Below are 23,180 nucleotides of genomic sequence, written 5' to 3'. Positions count from 1 at the left end.
CAGACAGGTAGGCTGAAGAGGTCCGCCCCATGCGGCTGTGCGGCTAGGGTTTGATGAGAACGATTCGATCGCCATAGGCGAGCAGGCCGCTGCCGTCGGGCAATTCAAACAAGCCTTTGAGGTGGCCGGCGGTATGTGTCGGGACTTTGCGCCAGCTCAGCCCGCCGTCATCGCTGCGCAGCAGGCTGCCGCTGCGTCCCGGTATGAAGATCGCACCGGCCTTGCTCACAAGCGGCTGGCGCAGCGCCTGATCGCTGCCGCTGGCCATCGGCGTCCAGTGTTCGCCGGCATCCGTTGAGCGCAGCAGCGTGCCCTGATCGCCGGTGGCAAGCAGCACTTGGCGCGCGGGGTCCCAAGCCAGATAGCGCAGGGTGGAGCTGCTGCCGGAGGATTGTGCCTGCCAGCTTTCGCCCGAATCCGTAGAGCGCAGGAATACGCCATTCGCGCCGACGGCGAAGAAGGTGTCCACTTCAGCCACATAGACAACGCCGTGCAGGATGCTGCGGACGCCGCTGGGCCGGGCTTGCCAGTGCAGGCCGCCATCGCGGCTCAGTTGGATCACGCCATCGCGGCCGACTGCGACGAAGTTACCATCGCGGCTTGAGGCGGCCGCGTCGAACAGGTGCGATTCGGTGCGCGCGTCGGTGGCCTGCCAGTTGCGCCCACCGTCGATGGAGCGCATCACGGTGCCGGGGCTGGCCAGTGCCAGCAGCACGCCGTTTTTTGAATCGGCGACGAGTTTGTGGAAATAGCCACGTGCAGAACTATTCACCTCCAGCACGCGCTGCCAGTCGCTGCCCGAGCCTTCTGCACGGATGATCGTGCCGGGTGGCCCGCCGGCGAGGACGGCGCCGGATTTCGGATCCTTGGTGGCGCTGAGCAGGTACACGTCCTGACCGAGGCCGAGGAATAGTGGCGTCCACTGGCGGCCCATGTCGGTGGAGCGGATGAGCCAGCCTTGTGGGCCGACACCGATCAGGCTGCTGGCGTCGGCGGAAAGTTTGATGTCATGAACGTAGAGGCTCAGTGGCTGTTGCAGCACAGCCCAGTTCTGACCGGCATCAGCCGAACGGAGCAGGGCGCCGAACTGGCCCAGCCCGATGATGGCCTGATCCGTGACGATCAGCCGGCCGAGGCGATCCGGCGAGTCGAAAGCCACGCGCTGCCAGCTCTGGCCGCCGTCTGTTGAGCGGCGTAGGCCGCCGGCTTCGCCAGTAGCCAGCAGGGTGCCTTCACCCGGAAGATAGGTAAGATGATTCAGGTAAAAGTCCGTGCCGCTCGGCGTGGGCTGCCAGCGGTTGCCACCATCAATGGAGCGTGCGATCTGGCCACGGGCGTTGCCAGTCAGCAGGACTTTGTGTTTGGGATCCCAGACGAAGCTGCTGAGGTAATCGCCGCTGTCCGAGCTGTGTTGCGACCAGTGGCGGCCACTGTCGGCGCTGACGAGAATCTTGCCATCGCCAGCCAGGGCGAAGACGCGCTTCAGGTCGGCGACGTAGTGCAGGCCAGTTACGGTGGCCTCGCTGTCGCTGCGGATTTGCAGCCAGCGTTTGCCATCGTCATCTGATCTGAGCAGCACGCCGTTCTCCCCGCCCGCCAACCAGCGGCCATCGGGCAGGGCCAGCACATGGCCGAGGTTCTGGGGGCTGGGTGTGGCGGCGCTGAGCCAGCTCAGGCCCTGGTCGGTGGAGCGCAGAATATTACCGCCTTCACCGGCCGCAATCCAGGTTTTCGTGCGCGCGGCATGGGCCAGCGCGCGCATGCGGGCCTTGGCGTCATGCGGGCGCAAGGCCCAGTTTTGTCCGTCGTCGGTGGAGCGCAGCAGGCCATTGGTGGGACCGGTGGCGAGCAGCACACCGCTGCCTTCATCTGCGGCAATCTGCAGGATCTGTTCGCTGATCTCGCTCGTCGTGGTACCGGCCCAGTGCTGGCCCTGATCCGTGCTGCGCAGCAGGCTGCCGTCGGTGCCGCCGACCAGCAGCGTGCCGCTGCGTAGCAGGTGCAGGCCGGTGTTAGGAATCGCGTTGATCACGCTGCGGCCGGTGAATACGGGCGTTTCCAGCTGGGCGAGCGCGTTGGCGCAGAACACCAGCAGACTGAGCAGAAGGAGGGCGTGGCGCATGGAGCTTGGCGATCGTGAAGGTAGGTGAGGCAAGAAAAAGCCCCCGTCGCGAATCATACGGGGGCTTCTCTGTTTGCTGGGCGGGATGATCCCGCCCAGCGTTCAGCTGCAGATCAATACGCCGTTACGTCGGTCTTGGAAACATCGCAGGACACGGTGTTCCATTCTTCGCCAATGGTCGAGGACGAACCGCTGCCCTTTTGCACGCCAACGTAGGTGACACAAACCTTCGGGCTGCCAACTTTGTAGCCTTTGATCTGAACGCCGCGCAGCTTGGCCTTGTCGCCGTAGTTGCTGTTCACACCGATCACGGTCGAGACCTTTTCCATCTTCACATTGTTGATGTTGAAGAAGCGCGGGCCGCCGTTGCCGGTGCAATCACCGCAGGCGCGGGAGAGCTTGCCGATCGAACCGGTGGTGGTGAAGTTGTCGACGTTCAGCGTAGCATTGATGCCGTTGTTCTGGAACACCTTGTCCGACGCGTTGGCTGCCGTGCCGCCCTTGATGTTCATGACGGTGCCGACCTGGCCATTGCCGATCGAGGCCGCATCTTCACAGACGGCTGCCCAGGTCACGTTTTCAAGGTTGCAGACGCCGCCTTGAACGTTGGTGCCCAGACCGCTGCCCAAGCTGCCCCAACCGCAATGGATGCCGTCCGAACCGCCGCCAGCGGGAATCACTACGTTCTTGACCGTGGCGTTGATCAGGGTCAGCACGGCTGGCTGGGTTTCGCTACCGCCGGCACAGGCCAAGCCGATGGACTTGCCACCGCAATCAAGCGTGGTGTTGTAGATCAGCGCGCCCGGCTCGCATTTGTTGACCGGCCCGGTCCAGCCCGGCACTGGCACGCCACCGCTCGACGAGCTGGACGAACCACTGGAGCTGGATGAGCTGGAGGAGCTCGAAGAAGAGCTGGAGGACGATGAGCTGCTGGAGCTGGAAGACGAGCTGGAGGAAGAACTCGACGAGCTGCTGCTGGAGCTGGAGGAGCTGCCGTCGATCTTGATCGAGCACTCATTCACACCGCCAGCGATACGGCCGCCGAAGGTGGCTTCGTTACATACGAAGCTGCCGCTCAGTGTCTTGTAGAGGAACTTGTCGGCGCGGCCGAAGGCTACGTTGGTGGCGGCGCTGACCGAGCAGGTCTTGCCTTCGGCGCAGATGGTCTTGAAGCCGCTTGGGCGGTTGGCGGCAGAGGCCGTGCCAGCCAGGGCGAGGGCAGCGATGCTCAGTGCCAAGTGTGTAATACGCATTGTTTTGTCTCCTGAATTGTCGGTGTGGCTTGTTGCCACGCTTTTTTGTTGCGTCGGGACTGTCAAAAAATGTGAATTTTCAGCAAACCGACGTAGAAACTTAGCAGACGTTTTGGCGTTTTGAAATGTTTATTGTAGGTATTTGTCCTATGGTCGGTAGGCGCCGCTGAAAGGCGAGCGGGTAGGCAGTTTACAGGCAGGATGCTTGTAGAGCCCCGCCCACTGAGCTTCTTGGGGTGGTTGTCAAAAAAAACAGGGCGCCGCAGCGCCCTGTTTTTGGGGGGCACTGTACTCAGCCGAAACTCAGCGCATCGGCAAAGGCCACCGCCTGCAGCAGGGCAGAGGAGACTTGCTGCTCGCTCAGCCCCAGTGCCTCGCTCTGGGTGCGGAGCTGATCGGGCATGAAGGATTCGGATGCGATGGCCAGTTTCAGCAAGGCCGCGTAGGCGCCCTCACCTTTGAGCAGGGCGTCACAAATGGCATCCGGCAGGGTCATCTGTTCCAGCACGGTGTCAATTCCCGAACCGAGCAGTACGTCGAGCAGCGAGAAGGCGCCGGTGATGAACAGGTTGTCGAGTTGGGCCTTGTCGAAGAAGTGTGCGCCAAGGATTTCCATCATGCGTCCGCGTGCAATCGCCGCCTGCATCACGGCAGGGGCAGCGGGATCCTTGCTGGCTGAAACGAGCAGCAGCGAGAGCCATTTATTGAGCTTGTCGCGGCCGAGGATGGTGACGGCATGGCGGAAGGATTGCACTTCCACCATCAGGCCGAAGCCGACCGAGTTGATATAACGCAGCAACTTGTAAGGCAGGGAGACGTCCTGTTTGAGGGCGGTTTCGATCTCGGTGATGTCGGCATCGTTGCGCACCAGATTGAGCAGACGCACGATCTGCGCATGTGAGGGCGCGAGCTGTTTGGACGGTGTGACACCTTTGAGAAAGAACCAGCCGGCCGCGCCGGTATAGCCTTGCAGGACAGCCCTGTCGAAAGCTGGCACGTCGGCCAGGCCCCAGGCGAGCGGCAAGCCGGGGGCTCCGAATGGCGAGGCGACCTTGTTTGAGTCGGCCAGCGAAAAGCGGCAGTCCACTTCGGCCGGCCAGGCTGCGCCGGGCTGGAACCAGGACAAGGCCAAGGGTACACCGGCCTGATTGAGTTGGCCGATCAGTTCCTGGATCTGCGGGTATTGCAGGGCCGGTGCGGGGATTTCGATCAGTGCACTTTCGGGCAATTGCCAGGCAAGTAGTTCCGCAGTGGGAACTAGGCGCCCGAAGCTGATGAAAACAGGGTGCACCGTCGGCCAGTGCTGGCGCTGGGCGTCAAGGGCTTGAATGGCGGTAGCGATGTTTGGTGCATGGACGATCAGGCGGTTGGCGGTGATCGCGCGTTGCTGATTGACAACCGGCTCGCGGGTGATCAGGACTCCGGTGCTCATTTGTGTGACTCCCGGTCAGATGGGGTTGTTGGTGGCGAAAGTGAAAGCATCGGCATAGAACCCGGTTAACGGCAGCCGACAGGCTTCACTGAAATCCTTTTTTGCGGCCTCGATCATTTCCGGTGCGCCGCAGGCATATACCTGATGCCCGGACAGATCCGGCAGATCTGCCATGACGGCATGATGCACCAGGCCGCTGCGTCCGGACCAGCCTTCCAGCGGTTCGCCCGAAATGACAGGGATGTAGCGGAAGTCAGCAAGCTGGTGTGCCCAGCGCAGGGCCAGCTCATGCAGATAGAGGCCTTCGGGCGCGCGGGCGCCCCAGTACAGCGCGATGGGGCGACTGATTTCGCGCGCGATCATATCCTCGATGATCGCCTTGATCGGCGCAAAACCGGTGCCGCCGGCGAGGAAGACGATGGGTTTGTCGCCGCCATCCTCGGGCTTGTCGCGCAGCGAAAAACTACCCAGCGGCCCTTCGATGCGCAGGATGTCGCGTTCCTTCATGGCACTGAAAACACGGGTCGTGAACTTGCCCCCGGGAATCTGGCGCACATGCAGTTCCAGCATATTGTCGGCGTTCGGCGCATTGGCGATTGAAAAGCTGCGGCGTTGGCCGTCAGCGAGCAGGAAATCAATGTACTGGCCAGGCAGAAAGTGGAAGAGATCGTTTGGCGGCAGGCGCAGGTTCAGGCGCATCACGTCGGCGGCCAGTTTCTCCAGACTTTGTACGCGGCAGGGCAGCTTGCGCACGGGGATGTCGTGGGCCGAGCGCACATCGCGGCACTCGACGGCGAGATCGCTCTGCGCGTGGGCACAGCACATCAGCGTCATGCCGGCTGCGCGCTCGGGTTCCGGCAGGGTGCTCAGCGGTGCCCGGCCATGATCGACTTCACCACTTAATACCTTGGCCTTGCAGGCCCCGCAGGCGCCGTCGCGGCAACCATAAGGCACCAGTAATTCGGCGTCGAGGGCGGCTTGCAGAAGGGTGGTGTCGGCATCGGCCGAAAAAGCGCGTCCGCTGGGCTGAAGGGTGACCTTGAAGGACATGGTGACTGCCGGGATTGTTGAAGCCCGAATTATATCGCTCTACGGATGCTCTCCGTAGCAAGGTCTGCAGCGATCATTGGAGGCATTGATGGGATAATTGCAGCCATGGACAGACTCTTGATCATCGGCAGCGGCGATGTGGCCTTGCGCGCCATGCCCTGGCTGCGGCAGCGTTTTCGCGTGTATGCACTGGTGCGCCGGTACGAGACGGCGGCGCAATGGCGTGCCGCCGGTGCCGTGCCGATCCGGGGCGATCTGGATGATGCGGCGAGCCTGCGCCGGCTGGCGGGTCTGGCCGAGGTGCTGCTGTACTGTGCACCGCCACCGAACGAAGGGCGCGATGATGCCCGCCTGAAACGCTTTCTGGGTGTGCTTGTGCGGGCAGGTGCCGCGCCGAGGCGCGTCGTGTATGTGTCTACCAGTGGAGTGTATGGAGACTACGGCGGGGCGCGGGTCTCCGAGGAGCGTCCGCTCAAGCCTAAAAGTGCACGCGGCCAACGCCGGGTGGCTGCCGAGGCGCGTTGGCGCGCCTTTGCGATCCGTCAGAGCTGTGCCTTGCGCATCCTGCGCGCGCCGGGGATTTACGCGGCGGATCGACTCTCGCTGGCGCGCCTTGAGCGCGGCGATCCGGTGTTGCGTGCCGAAGAGGATGTGATGACCAATCACATCCATGCCGATGATCTGGCCCGTGCCTGTGGTCTGGCGCTGTTTCGCGGCCCGCGCCTGCGCGCCTTCAATGTGTGCGACGATTCGGTCCTCGCGATGGGCGATTACTACGATGCGATGGCGGATATCTTCAGTCTGCCGCGTCCGCCGCGCTTGAGCCGGGCCGAATGTGCGGCGCAGTTGTCGCCGATGACCATGAGTTTCATGGGTGAATCACGGCGTCTGGAGAATGCGCGAATCAAGCGCGAGCTGCGCTGGCAGCCGCGTTACGCGGATGTGCGCGATGGCCTGCGGGCGGCGCGTGCGGAACTCGAATCAAAAGGGAGTTGAAATGCTGTATCTGTGGTTGAAGGCGCTGCACGTTTTTTTTGTGGTCAGCTGGTTTGCGGCACTGTTTTACCTGCCGCGCATCTACGTAAATCTGGCCGCCGTGCCGGCCGAAAATACGGCAGAGTACGATCGTCTGCTGGGCATGGCGCAGCGCCTCAAACGGTTCTCGATTCCGCTGCACATCGGCGTTTGGGTGTGCGGGCTTACGCTCACCATCGATAGTCTGGGCGGAATCAGTGCCTGGTGGGCGCAGGGCTGGCTGCACGTCAAGCTCCTGCTGGTGCTTTGTCTGTCGGGTTACGACGGCTGGTGTACGCGCCTGCTGCGCGATTTTATCGCCCGCCGCAATACGCGCAGCCACGTCTGGTATCGCTGGTTCAATGAAGTGCCGGTGTTCTTCCTGATTGCCATCCTGATTCTTGTTATCGTCAAACCTTTGTGAGCGCCATGTCTGAAACTTTTTTTGCCCCTTGTCCGCGTGGCCTTGAACAACTGCTGGCCGATGAGCTGACGGCCTGCGGCGCGAGCAGCGTCGCTCCGACCCATGGCGGCGTATCCAGCGAAGGCGACTGGGCGTATGCCTATCGCGTCAATCTGGAAAGCCGCTTGGCCACGCGCTTGCTGTGGAAAGTCGGCTTCACGCGCTATCGCAGTGAGGACGACATTTACCGTCTCGCCAGTGCCGTGACCTGGGCGCGCTCTTTCGATACGATCAATCCGATCCGTGTGAACGTCACCTCGATCAAGTCGCCGCTGAAGAGCCTGAACTTCACGACCTTGCGCATCAAGGACGGCATCTGCGACCACTTTCATGCCATCAAGGGTGGCCGGCCGGACGTCGATACCGTGTCGCCGGACATGCGCATTCACGCCTTTCTGACCGAAGACACCTGCACGCTGTATCTGGACACCTCCGGCGAGCCGCTCTACAAGCGCGGCTTCAAGCGCGCCAAGGTCGAGGCTTCGATCAAGGAAAATCTGGCCGCCGGCATCCTCAAGATCAGCGGCTGGCAGCCTGGCCAGACCCTGCTCGACCCGATGTGCGGCAGCGGCACCTTCCTGATCGAAGCCGCGCAGATGGCGCTGGACATCGCTCCGGGCCTCGGGCGTTCCTTCGCCTTCGAGAAATTCCGTCATTTCGACGCTGAACTCTGGCGCCAGATCCGCAGTGCCGCGATTCAACGTCAGCGCCAGGAGCCAACCCTGCCGATCTTCGGCGCCGACATCGACCCGCAACAGATCCGCGCGGCCGAAGCCAATCTGGAGGCCGCTGGCCTCGCCGGCAAGGTCGAGCTGCTGGTGTGCGACGTACTCGATCTGGAGGCGCCGGATGACAGCGGCGTGCTCGTCAGCAACCCGCCTTACGGCGTGCGCCTGTCGACGGGCGACGAATTGCACGACTGGTATCCCAAGCTGGGCGATACCCTCAAGCGTGGTTTCGCCGGCTGGAACGCCTATCTGATTACCGCCGATCTGGCGATGGCCAAACTCATCGGCCTGAAAGCCAGCAAGCGCACGCCGCTCATGAACGGCGATCTGGATTGCCGTGTGTTCGAATTCAAGCTGGTGGCAGGGCAGAATCGCGAGCGGCAGCAGGCCGATCAGCCGGCTGAGCAGTAAAAGACCCGCGAGAATACTTGCCTGAAGAGCCGCGCAGGACGGCGATCTTCAGGCATTCATGTCTAAGAGTGATTGTGGGCGCTGCTTTCAGAGCATGGTATCTGCAGAGGCTTGTCAGGCAAGGCTCTTTAGCAGGGTGGAAATAAAAATGGCCGCAGAGGAAAATCCTCTGCGGCCATTTTTTTGGCGCTGTGTTTTACAGAATATCTAGGTTCTGCACACCAGCCAGCAAATCCTTGTCGCCGTGCTTGCTGTTGAGTTTGATCTGCAAGCGCAGGTCATTGACCGAGTCCGCATTGCGCAGTGCATCTTCGAAGGTGATCAGGCTGGCTTCGTAGAGATCAAACAGTGCCTGGTCGAAGGTCTGCATGCCGATTTCGCGCGAACGCTTCATCACGTCCTTCAATTCGGTAACGCTGCCCTTGAAGATCAGGTCGGCGATCAGCGGCGAGTTGAGCATGACTTCGATCGCCGGCACGCGGCCCTTGCTTTCCTTGCGCGGCAACAAGCGTTGCGACACGAGGGCGCGCAGGTTCAGCGACAGATCCATGAGCAATTGCGCACGACGCTCTTCCGGGAAGAAGTTGATGATCCGGTCGATGGCCTGGTTGGCGCTGTTGGCGTGCAGGGTGGCTAGGCAGAGGTGGCCGGTTTCAGCGAAGGCGATACCGTAGTCCATGGTTTCGCGGTCGCGGATTTCGCCCATCAGGATCACGTCCGGCGCCTGACGCAGGGTGTTTTTCAGACCCGCTTCCCAGGACTCGGTGTCCAGGCCGACTTCGCGCTGCGTGATGACGCAGTTCTTGTGGGCGTGGACGTATTCGATCGGGTCTTCCAGCGTGATGATGTGGCCGTAGGTGTGCTCGTTGCGATAGTCGACCAGCGCCGCCAGTGAGGTGGATTTACCCGTGCCGGTGCCGCCGACGAAGATCACCAGACCACGTTTGGACATGGCGATTTCGCGCAGGATCGGCGGCATGCCCAGCTCTTCCAGTGTCGGAATACGCAGGGCGATAGTCCGCGCCACCATGCCGATGCGGCCTTGCTGTACAAAGGCGTTCATACGGAAACGGCCGATGCCGGACGGCGAAATCGCGAAGTTGCATTCCTTGGTGGATTCGAACTCGGCGGCCTGCTTGTCGTTCATCACGGCGCGCGCGATGTCCTGCGTGTGCTGGGGCGAGAGGATCTGGTTCGATTGCGGCACGATCTTGCCGTCAATCTTGATTGCAGGCGGAAAGCCTGCGGTGATGAAGAGGTCTGAGCCCTTCTTGGTAACCATCAGTTTGAGCAAATCCTGCACAAACTTGAGTGCCTGGTCGCGTTCCATGCTGTCTCCGTGACTGCCGATGCTGCCGGCAAAAAATCAATGCGTGATAGGGGGCAATCAGGCTGCGCCGGGGAAAAGATCCTTGTTGGAGGCGCGTACGCGAGCTTCTGCCGGGGCAACGATATTGCGGCGTACCAAGTCCTGCAGATTCTGATCCAGGGTCTGCATGCCGTATTGCATGCCGGTCTGGATCGAGGAATACATTTGCGCGACCTTGGCCTCGCGGATCAGATTACGGATGGCCGGGGTGCCGATCATGATTTCGTGGGCGGCGACGCGACCAGCGCCATCCTTGGTTTTGAGCAGGGTTTGCGAGATCACCGCACGCAACGATTCGGACAACATGGCGCGGATCATTTCCTTTTCCTCAGCGGGGAAAACGTCGACGATACGGTCAACAGTCTTGGCGGCTGAAGAGGTGTGCAGGGTGCCGAACACCAGGTGACCGGTTTCGGCTGCTGTCATGGCCAGGCGGATGGTTTCCAGATCGCGCAATTCGCCCACCAGAATGACGTCCGGATCTTCCCGCAGCGCGCTGCGCAGTGCGTTGGAGAAGGAGTGGGTATCGCGGTGCACTTCGCGCTGGTTGATCAGACAGCGCTTGCTGGCGTGCACAAATTCGATCGGATCCTCGACGGTGAGGATGTGGGCATACTGGTTTTCGTTCACGTAATCGACCATCGCCGCCAGCGTGGTGGATTTGCCCGAGCCGGTAGGCCCGGTCACCAGCACGAGGCCGCGCGGTTGGTCGGAGATTTCCTTGAAGATTTTCGGGGCGTTCAGATCCTCAAGGCTCAGCACCTTGGACGGAATCGTCCGGAATACTGCGGCCGCGCCACGTTCCTGAACAAAGGCATTTACCCGGAAGCGAGCCAGATTCGGCACCGCAAACGAGAAGTCGCACTCAAGGAATTCCTCGTACTGTTTGCGCTGGCTGTCGTTCATGATGTCATACACCATGGCATGCACGTCTTTGTGCTCCAGCGGGGGCAGATTGATGCGGCGGATGTCGCCGTTGACGCGGATCATCGGCGGCAAGCCGGCCGATAGGTGCAAGTCGGAGGCCTTGTTCTTGACGGAGAAGGCGAGCAGCTCGGTAATTTCCATGGTGGATGCGCTTCCAGAGGCGGGACTAAGAGGGTCTGCTGCGGACTGTTATACTTTTCGGCCGCGAATACCGAACAATAGACGAATTATATGTCGGGGACTGCCGAAAACCTGAAAGCTGTTCGTGCCCAGATGGCCACCGCCGGGCGGAAAAGCGGGCGAAATCCGGATTCTGTGCATCTGCTGGCGGTTTCCAAGACCTGGCCGGCGGCGGCGGTGCGTGAGGCCTACGCTGCGGGGCAGCGGGATTTTGGCGAAAATTACGTTCAGGAAGGCGTCGACAAGATTGCTGAACTGACTGATTTGCCCGGTCTGGTCTGGCACTTTATCGGACCGCTGCAGAGTAACAAGACCCGGCTGGTGGCTGAGCATTTTCAGTGGGTGCATTCCGTTGATCGTTTGAAGATTGCCCAGCGCTTGTCCGAGCAACGCGATGTGCATTTGCCGCCGCTGAATGTGTGTCTGCAGGTAAATGTGAGTGGTGAGGCGAGTAAAAGCGGGGTGACTCCGGCTGAGCTGCCAGCCCTGGCGCGTGCTGTAGCCGTTTTGCCGCATCTGAAGCTGCGCGGGCTGATGGGTATTCCTGAGCCGAGTGAAGATGCGGATCTGTTGATTAGTCGCTTCCGTTTGCTGGCTGATTTGCGCGATCAGCTGCAGGGTGAGTCGGGGCTGACGCTGGATACTTTGTCGATGGGCATGTCGGCCGATATGGGGCTGGCGATTGCGGCCGGTTCGACAATGGTGCGCGTAGGGACGGCGATTTTTGGTGTCAGAAATTATATGGAGTGAGAAGGAAAGCAGTCGGCTCTTGGTAAATGCTGTCGAGATTGTAGATGCGGTAAATATTTCTGAAATTGTGGATTGAGCGCGAGAGGCGTCAGGAGTGCGGGGTTTGTAGACCCCTCACTCCTCACTCCTCACTCCTCAATGAATTATGAAAATTACTTTTCTTGGCGGCGGCAACATGGCCTCCGCGCTTATTGGCGGTTTGCTCAAGCAGGGCTTTGTGGCGGCTGATCTCCAGGTTGTCGAGCTTTACGAAGCCGCACGTGAACGTTTGCAGGCTGATTTCGGCGTGCGTGCCGTTGCGCAACTGGATGCCGCTGCGCTTGATTGCGATGTGCTGGTGCTGGCGGTAAAACCGCAGCAGATGCGCGAGGCGCTGGCGCCGGTCAGCGGGCAATTGACGCGGCAGCTGGTGGTGAGCATTGCCGCCGGTTTGCGTCTGGCCGATCTGTCGCGCTGGCTGGGTGGCTACCCGACGTTGGTGCGTGCTATGCCGAATACACCGGCCTTGATCGGGCAGGGTATTACAGGTTTGGTGGCGGATGCGAGCGTGTCGGAGGTTGGGCGTGAAGCGGTGAGCCGGATCATGGCGGCGGCCGGCAGCAGCGTGTGGCTGGAGAATGAAAGCCAGATGGACGCCGTAACCGCGCTTTCTGGCAGTGGTCCAGCCTATGTGTTCTATTTTATCGAGGCTTTGCAGGCCGGTGGCGAGGCCTTGGGGCTGACGGCCGAGACGGCGCGCCTGCTGGCGATCCAGACCTTGGTGGGGGCTTCGGCACTGGCGGCCAGCAGTACGGAAGCGCCCGCAGTGTTGCGCGAACGGGTCACGTCAAAGGGTGGGACGACTGAAGCTGCTTTGAAGAGCATGACAGCGGACGATTTTTCCGCCGTGATTCAGCGTGCGTTGAGTGCCGCAGCAGCACGTGGGGCGGAGATGGGCGAGCAGCTTGGCAATGACAACGCTTGAGGAAATAAAATGCTGATCGAAATTCTGGCAATGATCCTGAAAGCGGTATTCGGGTTCTTTACGATGCTTTTGCTGGTGCGCGTGGCCATGCGCTTCATGCGCATTTCCTTCATCACCCAGCTGGGGCAGTTTGTGCTGACTACGACGAATTGGGCTGTGCTGCCTTTTCAGCGGATCGTGCCGAGCGTTGGCAAGCTGGAGCTGAGTGTGCTGCTGCCGGCCTGGTTGCTGCAGGCACTGCTGGCCTTGATTCTGGCGCTGCTGAGCGGTCACCGCCTTGGCCAGCCCGTATCGGTCTTGTTGGGTATTCTGAGTATTGGGGGCTTTGAGTTGCTGCGCTCGGCCCTGTATTTGTTGCTCGGGGTGGTGATCTTGGGCGCGGTCATTTCCTGGGTGAATCCGTATTCACCGTTTGCCGGGCCGATCAATGCGCTGACGCGACCCTTTCTGACGCCGTTCCGGCGCATCCTGCCACCGATTTCCGGCGTGGATCTGTCGCCCATCTTGCTGCTGCTGCTTTTGCAGATCCTGCTGTATGTGCTCAGTCGGGTGCAGGGCGGTTTTTCCTATTTGTTGTTCGTGTGAGCAAGGATACGGCACCGATTCGTCGCCAGCCGGATGGCTCGGTGACGCTCTCCCTGCATGTGCAGCCGGGGGCCAAGCGCACCGAATTCGCGGGCTTGCATGGCGATGCGCTGAAGGTCCGCCTTGCCGCGCCGCCCGTGGATGGCAAGGCCAATGCGTGCCTGCTGGCTTTTCTGGCGAAGTTCTTGGGCGTGCCCAAGTCTGCAGTCACGCTGCTGGTCGGCGATAGCGCACGGCAAAAGGTCGTGCGTATAGAGGGGGCTGGAGAGCCCCAACTGGCAAGGCTCTTCGAGCATACCTGATCGGGAGGTCCGCCCCATGAGGCTCTCCAGCATGCCTGTCCGTTGATCAGGCTTTGCGATTCAGGTCTGAAATCCAACCCTGCAAAGCCTCGCGATGTGAAAGAATTCGGCCCTCGAATTCCACCTCCTGACCGCACCGCCATGGCACAGCAGCAATACGACGAATCCTCCTTCCGCGTTCTCAAAGGCCTGGAGCCGGTGCGCGAGCGCCCTGGCATGTACACGCGCACCGACTCGCCGTGTCACATGATTCAGGAAGTCATCGACAACGCGGCCGACGAGGCCCTTGGTGGCTTCGCCAAGAACCTGCATGTGCTGGTGCTGCGCGATGGCTCGATCACCGTGACCGATGACGGGCGCGGCATTCCGGTCGGTCTGCATCCCGAAGAAAAGATCCCGGTCGTGGTGCTGGCCTACACGGCGCTGCATGCGGGCGGCAAGTTCGACAAGAAGTCCGGCAACTCGGCCTACGCTTTTTCCGGCGGTTTGCATGGCGTTGGCGTGGCTGTGACCACGGCGCTGTCGCTGCGCGTGGAGGTCGAAGTGCGCCGTGAGGGCAAGATCTACGAGATCGCCTTCGCCAATGGCGGACGCGAGATCGGTCAGATCAATGAAGTCGGCAGCTGCGGCAAGCAGACCGGCACCCGCGTCAAAGTGTGGCCGGACGGCAAGTATTTCGATTCGCCCAAGGTGCCGATGAACGAACTGGAGCGCCTGCTGCGGTCCAAGGCCGTGCTGCTGCCCGGCGTGCGCGTGTATCTGGAAGTGGAGCAGGCCGATGGCAGCTTCACCAAGCAGGACTGGCGCTATCAGGAAGGTTTGCCGGGCTATCTGCGTGAGATCACCTCTGGCGCCGACGCCGTTGTGCCGATTTATGCCGCCGAAAAATACGCGGGCGACGATGAAGACTTCGCGCCCGGCGAAGGCGCGGCTTGGGCCTTCGGCTGGTTTGACGGCGTGCAGCTGGGCGAAAGCTATGTCAATCTGATTCCCACCGTGGCTGGCGGCACGCACGAGTCCGGTCTGCGTGGCGGCGTGTTCGAAGCGGTGAAAAGCTTCATCGAACACCACAGCTTGCTGCCCAAAGGCGTCAAGCTGCAGCAGGAAGACGTGTGCGGCAAGATGAGCTACGTGCTCTCGGCGCGCATCCTTGATCCGCAATTTCAGGGCCAGGTGAAGGAAAAGCTCAACAGCCGCGAAGCCGTGAAGCTGGTCTCCAGCATGCTGCTGCACCCCTTCGAGGCCTGGCTGAACCAGAATGCCGAACATGGCAAGGCCATTGCCGAACTGGCGATCAAGCAGGCCCAGTCGCGTTTAAAGGACGCGCAGAAAATCGAGAAACGCAAAAGCAGCGGCGTCGCCGTGCTGCCCGGCAAGCTCGCCGATTGCGAGTCTGAGAACATCGCTGACAACGAGCTGTATCTGGTCGAAGGCGATTCCGCCGGCGGCTCGGCCAAGCTCGCCCGCGAACGCGAAACGCAGGCGATTTTGCCCTTGCGTGGCAAGGTGCAGAACTCCTGGGAAATCGATCCGAACCGGCTGTTCGCCAACGCCGAAATTCACGACGTATCGGTCGCCATCGGCGTCGATCCGCATACGCCGCAGGCTGCCGATTCGGTGCTCGCCAATCTGCGCTATGGCAAGGTCATCATCATGGCCGATGCCGACGTCGACGGCTCGCACATCCAGACCCTGCTGCTGACGCTCTTCCTGCGCCACTTCCCCAAGCTGGTCGAAGCTGGCCACGTTTATATCGCGCTGCCGCCGCTGTACCGCGTTGACGTGCCGGCCCAAGGCAAGAAACGTCCGGCACGCCGTCTGTATGCGCTGGACGACGGCGAACTGCAATCCATCCGCGATCGCCTCGCCAAGGAAGGTTTCCGCGAAGACCAGCTCGAAATCGGCCGCTTCAAAGGCCTCGGCGAAATGCAGCCCGCCCAGCTGCGCGAAACAGCGATGGATCGCGCCACCCGCCGCGTCCTGCCGGTGACCATGGATCAGGACGCCGTCGCCGAAACCGACAAGCTTTTCGATCTGCTCATGGGCAAGGGCGAAGCCTCTGGTCGGCGGGCGTGGATGGAGTTGAAGGGCAATCTGGTTGAGGCGGATTTATAGTTCAGACGTTCAGGGGGCGAAGCGTGAGGATATCTAAAAAGACTGTTCTGATTTTGCTTGGCATCTTTCTCATCAGCTTCTTTTGGATGGCGAAAGATCCTATTCGCCTGTCTCGCAAATATGAGGCAATCAATAAGGCGCCGGTGTTTGCTGCGGCAAGAGTGCTCAGTGCCCGTAAGGTCGATGTCAATCGTTCTTCGGGCGCAGCGGTGGCCTACGAGTTGAGCTTTGTGTATGAAGTGGATGGGCATAGTCACTACGGACGTGAAACGCTCGGTTTTCTGTGGCAGATTGCGGCACCTGAAATTCTCGATGTCGTCTATAGCCAAGACAAACCGGATATTTATTTAACCAAGTCCGACTATGGGACCTATTCGCGTCGGCCTGGTCAGTTGTCAGGTGAGTTACGTATTGCGGGAGTGATGAGCGTTATATGTGTTCTGTTGTCGGCTTTCATGTTCTGGCGAATTGAGTCGCCCAGACGGCAGCTAGGTGAAGTGGCTGAGAAGGTGGCTTCGAGGCAGAAAGCTTCTTCTGCTTTGAGCAAGCAAGCAAAATCGAATCAACACGCATCGAGGCCGCCGAACGTAGCGCAACGAGCTAGCCTTCCCGAGTCGGTGCACTCTGAAGCCGAGCCTGTGCACCCTGCGACATTGGCTTTGCTGCGTGCGATTGAAGATCGACGCAAAGAAGACCCTTTCATTGGTGCGAAGATCGGGGGCAAAGAGGTTCTTCAGCGCTTGCTGGCTGGAATGAAGGACGAAAAAGGCGTTCACGTCGAATCCTTGCTGACAGCATTGGGCGCGTTGGCTGGGTATGCCTGTCAAGCAAGTGTGCGCGTCGAGGCCCTTGCGAACGGAGAGGGCGAAAACTCGAGGTTCATGGTTGTTGAAACGGACAATGGGCAGAAGTACTATTTTGGCGATGCCCTGAACAAGGCATTGGCTGAATCCAAGTATTCAGTATGGAGTCTGGCCGCAGGAACCGCGCAACACCTTGGTTGTCAGCAGCTACCTGATCTGCATGCTATTTTTCAGCACGTAGCAAGCTCTGGCGGGCGTGCCGACTTTGGTATTCCCCGCATTCCCGATGGCCATCGGCCTGCCGATATCCCGATCAATTACCTGAAGGCACTTTGGCCGGTGTTTTTGCCATTGGTGAAGCAGTTTTGTGCGTCATCTTTCGAGTGGCCATTGTTGTTCGCGTCCGCCATTCAGGAGGCTATGGAGTTCGGTAAAGGCGTGATCGACCCCACGCTTGCGGTAACTATTGTTATGGAGAGCGCCATTCCGATGTCAAAAGTTGATCTGATCACGGCTTGATCTGTATGAGCCGTGTCGCCACATGGATCGCCGCCTGCGCCCTGTGTCTGCTGGCGAACGCCGCATGGGCGGGTTTCGAGGCGGGTGCTGCCGCCTACGAGAAGGGTGATTTTCAGACTGCCGCGCGCGAATGGCTGCCGCTGGCACAGGCCGGCAGCAAGTTCATGCAGTTCAATCTGGGCGCCATGTACTTGAAGGGACAGGGCGTGCCCAAGGATGCCAAGGAGGGCGAGCGCTGGCTTCGGCGTTCGGCGGCTCAGCGTTACAGGCCCGCGCAGGAGGCTTTGGGCGATTTCTATCTCCTCGATCGTCAAGGCGCGCTTCAGGATTATCAAGAGGCCTTGCGCTGGTATCGCCTTGCGGCGGGGCAGGGTAGCGCGTACGCGCAGAGCCGCATCGGCTTCATGTATGAACAGGGAATGGGTGTGCGGCGGAGCCGGGCCGCAGCGGTCGGCTGGTATCGTCTGGCGGCTGAGCAAGGTGACGCGTCTGCGCAGAACAATCTTGGCATGAAGCATGAAAAGGGCTGGCTGCTGCTGGACTATGCCGAGGCCGAGCGCTGGTATCGCCTGGCGGCGGATCAGGGGGACGCGGAGGGGCAGCGCAATCTTGGTCGTTTGTATGCCAATGGCTTGGGTGTGGCGCAGAGCGATGAGGAGGCCGCGCGCTGGTATCGCCTGGCGGCTGAGCAGGGTGACGTCAAGGCACAGTACGCGCTGGGCGAAATCAACGTCCAGGCTAAGCGTTACGAAGAGGCGCTGCGCTGGTTTTTGCTGGCGGCAAAGCAGGGCGATGTGTTGGCGCAGACGGAGCTGGGCCGGATCTATCGTGACGTCAGAAGTGATGTGTTGCAGGATTTTCATGAGGCTCTGCGCTGGTATCGCACCGCTGCGGATCAGGGCGATGCGGAGGCGCAGTACCGTCTCGGTTCGATGTATGAGGAAGGGCAGGGCCTTGAACCGGATTTTGCTGAGGCCGCGCGCTGGTATGGCCGGGCAGCCGATCAGGATGATTTTCGTGCCTGCCTCAGTCTGGCAGATATGTACGGGGCGGGGCGGGGCGTAGCTGCGGATCAGGTGCTGGCTTACGCGCTGTACGCGCTGGTCGAGCCCGGCAATTTTGCCCTCGGAGCCAAGGCAAACGAGCGACGCGGCAAGCTGGCCGAGGCCATGAGTGCGCAGCAAATCCTGGCCGCTCAGGATCTGGCTCGGGTGATGGCGCAGGGCAAGCCGATGCAGGTCGTCCAGCGGTATCTGGATAGCGCTGCGAAGGAAGAGCTCGCGCGCTGATCCGTACTGATCGCAGATTCCTTTGCCGGCGTGGCAGGCAGAGCCCACGTACAATTGCGCCATGTCTGCCACTCTTCCCCCCACGCCTGTCGCCTATCTGGCCGGCTATCCGCAAGCCTTGCGCGACCAGGTGCAACAGCTGATTGCGGCTGGCGAGCTGGGCGCGCGCTTGCATCAGCGTTACCCAAAGGCCCACACCGTGCGCAATGAACGTGCATTGCAAGAGTATGTGGGCGAGCTGAAAAGCCGCTACCTGCGCAGCACGCCACCGCTGGCGCGGATCAGCTACGACAATCAGATTCACGTGATCCGCAATGCCTTGGGCACGCACACCACCATCTCGCGCGTGCAGGGGCTCAAGCTCAAGACAAAGCGCGAAATCCGCATTGCCATGATGTTCCGCACCATGCCGGAGGAATTTCTGCGGATGATCGTGGTGCATGAGCTGGCGCACATGAAGGAGCGCAATCACGACAAGGCCTTCTACCAGTTGTGCTGCCACATGGAGCCGGATTATCACCAGCTCGAATTCGACCTGCGCGCCTATCTGTGCTGGCTGGAGGCGGGCGGGCAGATGCTGTGGGAGTGAGGTTGTGAAGGGAGAAGTGCCGTAAAAAAAGACGCCGTAGCGTCTTTTTTATCTGGACTGCGCTGAGCTCAGCGTCCGCCGCAGCAGTCGCCGCCTGAGCCACCGCAGGAGCCGACTTTTTCGTCAGCGGCGGTTTCGGGCGCCAGGGCGCGGATGTGGAAATTGATGATCACCGGGCCGCTGCGATCCACGTATTCCGGCACCACCTGACTGCCGTAGCGCGTGGCGATTTGGGCCAGCAGGGGCAGAGGATCGTGGTCGTTGATGAAGCGCATGGTTTCGCCGTCATCCAGCGACTCAATCGCGCCAAAGATGGCCGAGTGACGGAAACGCTTGCTGATGCCGCGTGCGTCGAAAAGATGGGTGTCTACGTGATTCTGGCTGCTGCAATCCATGATCTTTTCCTTCAGGGTCGGGTTGGAAGTTGATGTCCGGATCTTAGTGGCGGGCGATCAGCGGCTTCCTTGATCCGTGATAGGTTTGGCTTTGCTCTGTGAGAACGCCTGAAGACCCTTGTCTGGCGTGGCTTTCTGGTATGCCTGTCTGATGAAGGCCGTCCTGTGCGGGTCTTCAGGCAGGTGTTCAAGGGCTGAGTGCTTGTGAATACCAGGACTTTTTCCGCCACTGCAATGCTCTGCTGAAGGGGTGCAGGCTTTGTTTTCGTAAGATCAAAAAACTTTTGCTTTGGCGTCTGCCGTATCAAGCCCTAAAGTTTTCCGATTCCTCGCCGAGAATCACTCTATCGCCGCCGTTACCCCGACAGCAGATGGAGGATTGAAGTGAGCCGAGGCAGTGTCTACGGAATCAGCCGTGTTGATAATGAAGTCAGTCGTACCCACGGCTGGCTCGTGACCGTTCAACGGCGCGGCGTGATCTTCCGCAAGCATTTCAGCGATGGCGTGCACGGCGGCAAACAGAAATCATTTCTTGCCGCCAAGTCCTTCAGGGACGAAGTGATCGCCAAATATCCACCGTTTTCCATGCGCGAGTATTCCAACATCGTCAAAAAGAACAATCGTTCTGGCGTTGTCGGTGTATGCCGGTATTGCGCATCAGAGACCCGCGATCTGCCGGAAGAGAAGCAGCGCTGGTTCTGGGTCGCCTCTTGGCCGTTGCCCGATGGGCGGCGCAAGAGGGTTAAGTTCTCCGTCAAGAAATACGGCGAAGACGGTGCATTCAAGATGGCCCTCGCGGCCCGCAAGGATGCGCTCAAATCGCTCGATGGCGAATTCGATCCGGGGGCAGTACGTCGCAAGCCCGCAACCCGGCGCCGCAAGGCCGCCGAGGTCGGTGTGAGTAGCTGACGTGCAGGAAAACATCAACAGCCCGCCGGCCCTGCCGTGCGGGCTTTTTCTTGTTCAGCGGCTACACTTGCCACCTTTCTTAGCATGCCGCTTGCCATGAACGACGATCAGCTTCTGCGTTATTCCCGCCACATCCTCCTGCCTGAAATCGGCGTCGAGGGGCAGGAGGCAATTGCCGCCAGCAAGCTGCTGATTGTCGGCGCCGGCGGTTTGGGCTCGCCCGCTGCGATGTATCTGGCCGCCGCTGGCGTGGGCGAAATCGTCCTGTGCGATGGTGATACCGTGGATCTGACCAATCTGCAGCGCCAGATCCTGCATTCGCTCGAAACTGTGGGCCACAACAAGGCTGTTTCGGGGCAGGCCACGCTGGCGCGTGTCAATCCGCTGACCCGCGTCAGCATCGTTGAACAGCGCCTGGCCGGCGATGAACTAGCAGCGCAGGTCGCCGGCGTGGATCTGGTGCTCGACTGCAGCGACAACTTCGCCACCCGTCACGCCATCAACCGTGCCTGTTTCCAGCACCGCAAGCCCCTGGTGTCCGGTGCTGCGGTGCGTTTCGATGGGCAAGTGTCTGTCTTTGATCTGCGTAACAGCACAAATCCCTGCTATCACTGCCTTTTCCCCGAGGGTGACGATGTTGCCGAAATGCGCTGCGCCGTCACCGGCATCTTCGCCCCGCTCACCGGCATCATCGGTGCCATGCAGGCCGCCGAGGCGCTCAAACTCATTGTCGGCTGCGGCGAAACCCTGGTCGGCCGCTTGCTGATCCTTGATGGCCTGGCGATGCGCTGGCGTGAAATGCGTTATGGTCGTGACCCGCATTGCGCGGTGTGTGGCGGCCCGCCTGCGGCGGCGTGCTGAGCAATGAGTGCTGAGGACTGAGGTGAGAGTGCTTGCGGAGGCGCGCCCGGCAAGCGTTTTCACGATGGATTCCGGCAGGATAAGATCTGGCGCGGCTTTGCGGCATGCCTGCCTGAAGACGCATGCTGCATGCGCCTTCAGACAGGGCTGATAGCTCGATCAGGCAAGCGTCTTGCGCCGTTTCACCATGAAGCCCAGCAAGCTCAGTCCGGACAAGAGCATCGCGGCACTGCCGGCTTCGGGTACGGGCGCAAACACGGTGGCCAGGGGATGAACCGTCGCACCGTCGCCACCGATGTTGCCCGTCCAGTTCGTGGAGTTATTTACGGCAGAACGCAATTCGACCAGGCTTTTACCGCTGCGCGCTCCCGTGTATTCAGAGAAGTCCGTGCTGGTGGGTAAGGCCAGCAAGTTGACACCCGGCGTGAGTGTTGCAGGCGGGGTTGGTGCCAGATAGGTCGTCAGCCCAGTCAGAAAGCTGGGGGCCGCTGCCGAACCCTGAAAGGCGTAAAGGCTCTCGGCCGTAACATTAAGGTCGAATTTGGTGTCGGTGCTGACCGAGCCGCTTGATGCCTGCTTCTGTCCTTTGCTGTCAGTCGTAATGCTGACAACCGTGCCCACGGAAATGCTGTTGAGTGCTGTCCAGATCAGCGTTCCTTCTGTGGTACTAAGAGTGTTGCTTGCGCTGAGCCATTCATTGTCGGTAAATGAGATCGTTGTGCCGCTTGCGATGTCGACCCAGCTCACGAAAGCGAAATTTTCCGCATCGCCGTTGAATGCCGTAAAAGCAATATCCCCCGCATTCAAAGCCTGGGCACTCTGCATCCCGGCCAACACCAGCAACACCCCGAACAAATCTTTGCGCATTTCCCGCCCCTTGGTAAATAACCATAAAGATTGAATGGTCAGGTTTGGCGAGAAAAATCCGCGTGATGGAATCGAGGTTTTGGACGGATTGCCCTATAGGGCAGGGGCGTAAGGCGGCCTGCGGCATTCCGCAGGGCTGCACGAGTGGCTGTGCGGCTCCTTCCCGCTGGCTTGCGCAAGCGGATCTTTGTCAGGCCCTGATCTGCCGCGCCGAATTCAAACGTTGATCCACCCATAGCGGTTTTTTTACGGCGCGATAAATCCAGATCGTGCGCATGCCAAGTTGTTTGGCGGGGCGCAGGTTGATGGCGGTGTCTTCGACCATGATGCAGCGGTGCGCGGGCACTTTGAGCTTTTTCAGTACGGCCCGATAGGCGCGGATCTGCGGTTTTGGATGAAAGCCCAGATCCTCGACGGCGAAGCTCTCATCCATGATTTTGTCCAGCCCGGTGAGACGCAGGATGGCGTCGACGTATTGGCGCGGGGCGTTGGAAAAGATGACCTTGCGTCCCGGCAACTGGCGCAGATGGGCGAGCAGGGCGCGGTCGAAAACGAGCATGCTGGCGAGGTTCTCGAACTGGTGGGTGTGATGCAGGAAGTGGCGCGGACAGGTCCCATGATTGCTCACCATCCCGCGCAGGGTGGCGCCATAGCGTGTCCAGTACTGCCAGCGCAGGGTGCTGGCGGCTTCAAGACTCAATTGCAGATGCTCGGCCAGATAGGCCGTCATGGCGCGGTTGATGTGCGGAAAGATGTGCACGCCGGCGTTGTGCAGGGTGTTGTCCAGATCAAATAGCCAGACCGGGTGCGTGCTCACAGGAGGGCCTCGTACAGGGCCAGGTCTGCGGCCGAGAAACAGCAGAAAATTACGTCATGCACGCCGGGGCAGTCGGGCAGGGCTTCGCGCACGCTGCGCACGGCAATCTGGGCAGCCAGTTCAGGTGGGTAGGCGTACACGCCAGTGGAAATCGCGGGGAAGGCGATGCTGCGCAGACCCTGCGTCTGTGCCAGCAGCAGACTGTTGCGGTAGCAGGCCGCGAGCAATCCGGCTTCGCTTTGCGTGCCGCCGTGCCAGATGGGTCCCACCGTGTGAATGATGTGCAAGGCCGGCAGACGATAGCCGGCGGTGAGCTTGGCTTGGCCGGTGCGGCAGCCGTTCAGGGGGCGGCATTCTGCCAGTAGTTGCGGCCCGGCCGCGCGGTGGATGGCGCCATCCACGCCGCCACCACCGAGCAGGCTCGCGTTAGCGGCGTTGACGATGGCGTCGACGGCGAGAGTGGTGA

The 23,180-nt window shown here is 60.6% G+C and carries 23 protein-coding genes; 13 read left to right on the top strand and 10 right to left on the bottom strand.

All coding sequences use genetic code 11. The annotated features are described in order from the left end of the window. Positions 1-43 precede the first annotated feature (43 nt). The 4 genes from ABXR19_RS18155 to ABXR19_RS18140 form a co-directional block, all read right to left on the bottom strand. Positions 44-2,122 carry a WD40/YVTN/BNR-like repeat-containing protein gene (locus ABXR19_RS18155; protein WP_354602570.1) on the bottom strand — a complete coding sequence of 693 codons (2,079 nt, stop codon included), beginning with the start codon at positions 2,120-2,122 and terminating at the stop codon, positions 44-46. Positions 2,123-2,235: 113 nt separating this feature from the next. Then, positions 2,236-3,375, bottom strand: a complete 1,140-nt coding sequence (locus tag ABXR19_RS18150) for a pectate lyase (protein WP_354602569.1) — start codon at positions 3,373-3,375, stop codon at positions 2,236-2,238. Between the two features lie 292 nt (positions 3,376-3,667). Beyond that, positions 3,668-4,807, bottom strand: a complete 1,140-nt coding sequence (locus ABXR19_RS18145; protein WP_354602568.1) for an EAL and HDOD domain-containing protein — start codon at positions 4,805-4,807, stop codon at positions 3,668-3,670. A gap of 15 nt (positions 4,808-4,822) precedes the next feature. Then, positions 4,823-5,857: a CDP-6-deoxy-delta-3,4-glucoseen reductase gene (locus ABXR19_RS18140; protein ID WP_354602567.1), complete on the bottom strand. Its 1,035-nt coding sequence runs from the start codon at positions 5,855-5,857 to the stop codon at positions 4,823-4,825. A gap of 105 nt (positions 5,858-5,962) precedes the next feature. On the opposite strand from ABXR19_RS18140, the gene ABXR19_RS18135 reads away from it, so the two are divergent. The 3 genes from ABXR19_RS18135 to ABXR19_RS18125 are packed head-to-tail and all read left to right on the top strand — an operon-like array spanning position 5,963 to position 8,473. Then, the gene (locus ABXR19_RS18135) at positions 5,963-6,853 is read left to right on the top strand and encodes an SDR family oxidoreductase (protein ID WP_354602566.1); all 891 of its coding nucleotides are present in this window, start codon (positions 5,963-5,965) and stop codon (positions 6,851-6,853) included. A gap of 1 nt (position 6,854) precedes the next feature. Further along, complete coding sequence (locus tag ABXR19_RS18130) at positions 6,855-7,295, top strand: CopD family protein (protein ID WP_354602565.1); 441 nt, start codon at positions 6,855-6,857, stop codon at positions 7,293-7,295. Between the two features lie 5 nt (positions 7,296-7,300). Next, complete coding sequence (locus tag ABXR19_RS18125; protein ID WP_354602564.1) at positions 7,301-8,473, top strand: THUMP domain-containing class I SAM-dependent RNA methyltransferase; 1,173 nt, start codon at positions 7,301-7,303, stop codon at positions 8,471-8,473. A 196-nt stretch (positions 8,474-8,669) separates the two neighbouring features. On the opposite strand, the gene ABXR19_RS18120 is transcribed toward ABXR19_RS18125, so the two are convergent. Both ABXR19_RS18120 and ABXR19_RS18115 read right to left on the bottom strand, forming a co-directional pair. Beyond that, positions 8,670-9,803 (bottom strand): PilT/PilU family type 4a pilus ATPase, encoded by a 1,134-nt coding sequence (locus tag ABXR19_RS18120; protein WP_354602563.1) that lies wholly within the window; start codon positions 9,801-9,803, stop codon positions 8,670-8,672. 57 nt (positions 9,804-9,860) lie between these two features. Continuing rightward, on the bottom strand, positions 9,861-10,910 hold the full coding sequence (locus tag ABXR19_RS18115; RefSeq protein ID WP_354602562.1) for a type IV pilus twitching motility protein PilT: 1,050 nt from the start codon (positions 10,908-10,910) through the stop codon (positions 9,861-9,863). 90 nt (positions 10,911-11,000) lie between these two features. On the opposite strand from ABXR19_RS18115, the gene ABXR19_RS18110 reads away from it, so the two are divergent. From ABXR19_RS18110 to ABXR19_RS18075, 8 genes are all read left to right on the top strand, one after another. Next, complete coding sequence (locus tag ABXR19_RS18110) at positions 11,001-11,699, top strand: YggS family pyridoxal phosphate-dependent enzyme (RefSeq protein ID WP_354602561.1); 699 nt, start codon at positions 11,001-11,003, stop codon at positions 11,697-11,699. A 145-nt stretch (positions 11,700-11,844) separates the two neighbouring features. Continuing rightward, positions 11,845-12,663, top strand: a complete 819-nt coding sequence (gene proC / locus ABXR19_RS18105) for a pyrroline-5-carboxylate reductase (protein WP_354602560.1) — start codon at positions 11,845-11,847, stop codon at positions 12,661-12,663. 9 nt (positions 12,664-12,672) lie between these two features. Continuing rightward, a complete protein-coding gene (locus tag ABXR19_RS18100; RefSeq protein WP_354602559.1) occupies positions 12,673-13,248 on the top strand; it encodes a YggT family protein in 576 nt (191 codons plus the stop codon). Then, complete coding sequence (locus ABXR19_RS18095; RefSeq protein ID WP_354602558.1) at positions 13,245-13,550, top strand: DUF167 domain-containing protein; 306 nt, start codon at positions 13,245-13,247, stop codon at positions 13,548-13,550. Before ABXR19_RS18100 ends, ABXR19_RS18095 begins: the two co-directional genes overlap by 4 nt. 141 nt (positions 13,551-13,691) lie before the next feature. Beyond that, complete coding sequence (locus ABXR19_RS18090; protein WP_354602557.1) at positions 13,692-15,665, top strand: DNA topoisomerase IV subunit B; 1,974 nt, start codon at positions 13,692-13,694, stop codon at positions 15,663-15,665. 23 nt (positions 15,666-15,688) lie between these two features. Next, the gene (locus ABXR19_RS18085; RefSeq protein ID WP_354602556.1) at positions 15,689-16,987 is read left to right on the top strand and encodes a hypothetical protein; all 1,299 of its coding nucleotides are present in this window, start codon (positions 15,689-15,691) and stop codon (positions 16,985-16,987) included. Positions 16,988-16,992: 5 nt separating this feature from the next. After that, a complete protein-coding gene (locus ABXR19_RS18080; protein ID WP_354602555.1) occupies positions 16,993-18,276 on the top strand; it encodes an SEL1-like repeat protein in 1,284 nt (427 codons plus the stop codon). A gap of 61 nt (positions 18,277-18,337) precedes the next feature. After that, positions 18,338-18,865 carry a M48 metallopeptidase family protein gene (locus ABXR19_RS18075; protein WP_354602554.1) on the top strand — a complete coding sequence of 176 codons (528 nt, stop codon included), beginning with the start codon at positions 18,338-18,340 and terminating at the stop codon, positions 18,863-18,865. Between the two features lie 68 nt (positions 18,866-18,933). Here ABXR19_RS18075 and ABXR19_RS18070 read toward each other — a convergent pair whose 3' ends face one another. Next, positions 18,934-19,260 carry a DUF2249 domain-containing protein gene (locus ABXR19_RS18070; RefSeq protein ID WP_354602553.1) on the bottom strand — a complete coding sequence of 109 codons (327 nt, stop codon included), beginning with the start codon at positions 19,258-19,260 and terminating at the stop codon, positions 18,934-18,936. A 384-nt stretch (positions 19,261-19,644) separates the two neighbouring features. Between ABXR19_RS18070 and ABXR19_RS18065 the strand changes: the two genes are divergently transcribed. Both ABXR19_RS18065 and ABXR19_RS18060 read left to right on the top strand, forming a co-directional pair. Further along, a complete protein-coding gene (locus ABXR19_RS18065) occupies positions 19,645-20,169 on the top strand; it encodes an AP2 domain-containing protein (protein ID WP_354602552.1) in 525 nt (174 codons plus the stop codon). Between the two features lie 96 nt (positions 20,170-20,265). Next, the gene (locus ABXR19_RS18060) at positions 20,266-21,030 is read left to right on the top strand and encodes a HesA/MoeB/ThiF family protein (RefSeq protein WP_354602551.1); all 765 of its coding nucleotides are present in this window, start codon (positions 20,266-20,268) and stop codon (positions 21,028-21,030) included. Positions 21,031-21,189: 159 nt separating this feature from the next. On the opposite strand, the gene ABXR19_RS18055 is transcribed toward ABXR19_RS18060, so the two are convergent. From ABXR19_RS18055 to ABXR19_RS18045, 3 genes are all read right to left on the bottom strand, one after another. After that, the gene (locus tag ABXR19_RS18055) at positions 21,190-21,876 is read right to left on the bottom strand and encodes a PEP-CTERM sorting domain-containing protein (protein WP_354602550.1); all 687 of its coding nucleotides are present in this window, start codon (positions 21,874-21,876) and stop codon (positions 21,190-21,192) included. 211 nt (positions 21,877-22,087) lie between these two features. Then, positions 22,088-22,714: a pyrimidine 5'-nucleotidase gene (locus ABXR19_RS18050; protein WP_354602549.1), complete on the bottom strand. Its 627-nt coding sequence runs from the start codon at positions 22,712-22,714 to the stop codon at positions 22,088-22,090. Then, positions 22,711-23,180: O-acetyl-ADP-ribose deacetylase (locus tag ABXR19_RS18045; RefSeq protein ID WP_354602548.1), on the bottom strand; the 470-nt coding region annotated here is incomplete at its 5' end. The genes ABXR19_RS18050 and ABXR19_RS18045, both read right to left, overlap by 4 nt.

The sequence above is a fragment of the Uliginosibacterium flavum genome (assembly GCF_040566545.1).
Lineage (GTDB): Bacteria > Pseudomonadota > Gammaproteobacteria > Burkholderiales > Rhodocyclaceae > Uliginosibacterium > Uliginosibacterium flavum.
This window is presented reverse-complemented; position numbering and strand designations above follow the sequence as displayed.

Excerpts from the sequence above, each read along its gene's own strand:
- ABXR19_RS18070 (WP_354602553.1), bottom strand. The coding sequence starts at position 19,260 with ATGGATTGCAGCAGCCAGAATCACGTAGACACCCATCTTTTCGACGCA.
- ABXR19_RS18140 (WP_354602567.1), bottom strand. The coding sequence starts at position 5,857 with ATGTCCTTCAAGGTCACCCTTCAGCCCAGCGGACGCGCTTTTTCGGCC.
- ABXR19_RS18100 (WP_354602559.1), top strand. The coding sequence starts at position 12,673 with ATGCTGATCGAAATTCTGGCAATGATCCTGAAAGCGGTATTCGGGTTC.
- ABXR19_RS18135 (WP_354602566.1), top strand. The coding sequence starts at position 5,963 with ATGGACAGACTCTTGATCATCGGCAGCGGCGATGTGGCCTTGCGCGCC.
- ABXR19_RS18075 (WP_354602554.1), top strand. The coding sequence starts at position 18,338 with ATGTCTGCCACTCTTCCCCCCACGCCTGTCGCCTATCTGGCCGGCTAT.
- ABXR19_RS18080 (WP_354602555.1), top strand. The coding sequence starts at position 16,993 with ATGAGCCGTGTCGCCACATGGATCGCCGCCTGCGCCCTGTGTCTGCTG.
- ABXR19_RS18155 (WP_354602570.1), bottom strand. The coding sequence starts at position 2,122 with ATGCGCCACGCCCTCCTTCTGCTCAGTCTGCTGGTGTTCTGCGCCAAC.
- ABXR19_RS18150 (WP_354602569.1), bottom strand. The coding sequence starts at position 3,375 with ATGCGTATTACACACTTGGCACTGAGCATCGCTGCCCTCGCCCTGGCT.
- ABXR19_RS18115 (WP_354602562.1), bottom strand. The coding sequence starts at position 10,910 with ATGGAAATTACCGAGCTGCTCGCCTTCTCCGTCAAGAACAAGGCCTCC.
- ABXR19_RS18060 (WP_354602551.1), top strand. The coding sequence starts at position 20,266 with ATGAACGACGATCAGCTTCTGCGTTATTCCCGCCACATCCTCCTGCCT.
- ABXR19_RS18110 (WP_354602561.1), top strand. The coding sequence starts at position 11,001 with ATGTCGGGGACTGCCGAAAACCTGAAAGCTGTTCGTGCCCAGATGGCC.
- ABXR19_RS18145 (WP_354602568.1), bottom strand. The coding sequence starts at position 4,807 with ATGAGCACCGGAGTCCTGATCACCCGCGAGCCGGTTGTCAATCAGCAA.
- ABXR19_RS18130 (WP_354602565.1), top strand. The coding sequence starts at position 6,855 with ATGCTGTATCTGTGGTTGAAGGCGCTGCACGTTTTTTTTGTGGTCAGC.
- ABXR19_RS18120 (WP_354602563.1), bottom strand. The coding sequence starts at position 9,803 with ATGGAACGCGACCAGGCACTCAAGTTTGTGCAGGATTTGCTCAAACTG.
- proC (WP_354602560.1), top strand. The coding sequence starts at position 11,845 with ATGAAAATTACTTTTCTTGGCGGCGGCAACATGGCCTCCGCGCTTATT.
- ABXR19_RS18090 (WP_354602557.1), top strand. The coding sequence starts at position 13,692 with ATGGCACAGCAGCAATACGACGAATCCTCCTTCCGCGTTCTCAAAGGC.
- ABXR19_RS18125 (WP_354602564.1), top strand. The coding sequence starts at position 7,301 with ATGTCTGAAACTTTTTTTGCCCCTTGTCCGCGTGGCCTTGAACAACTG.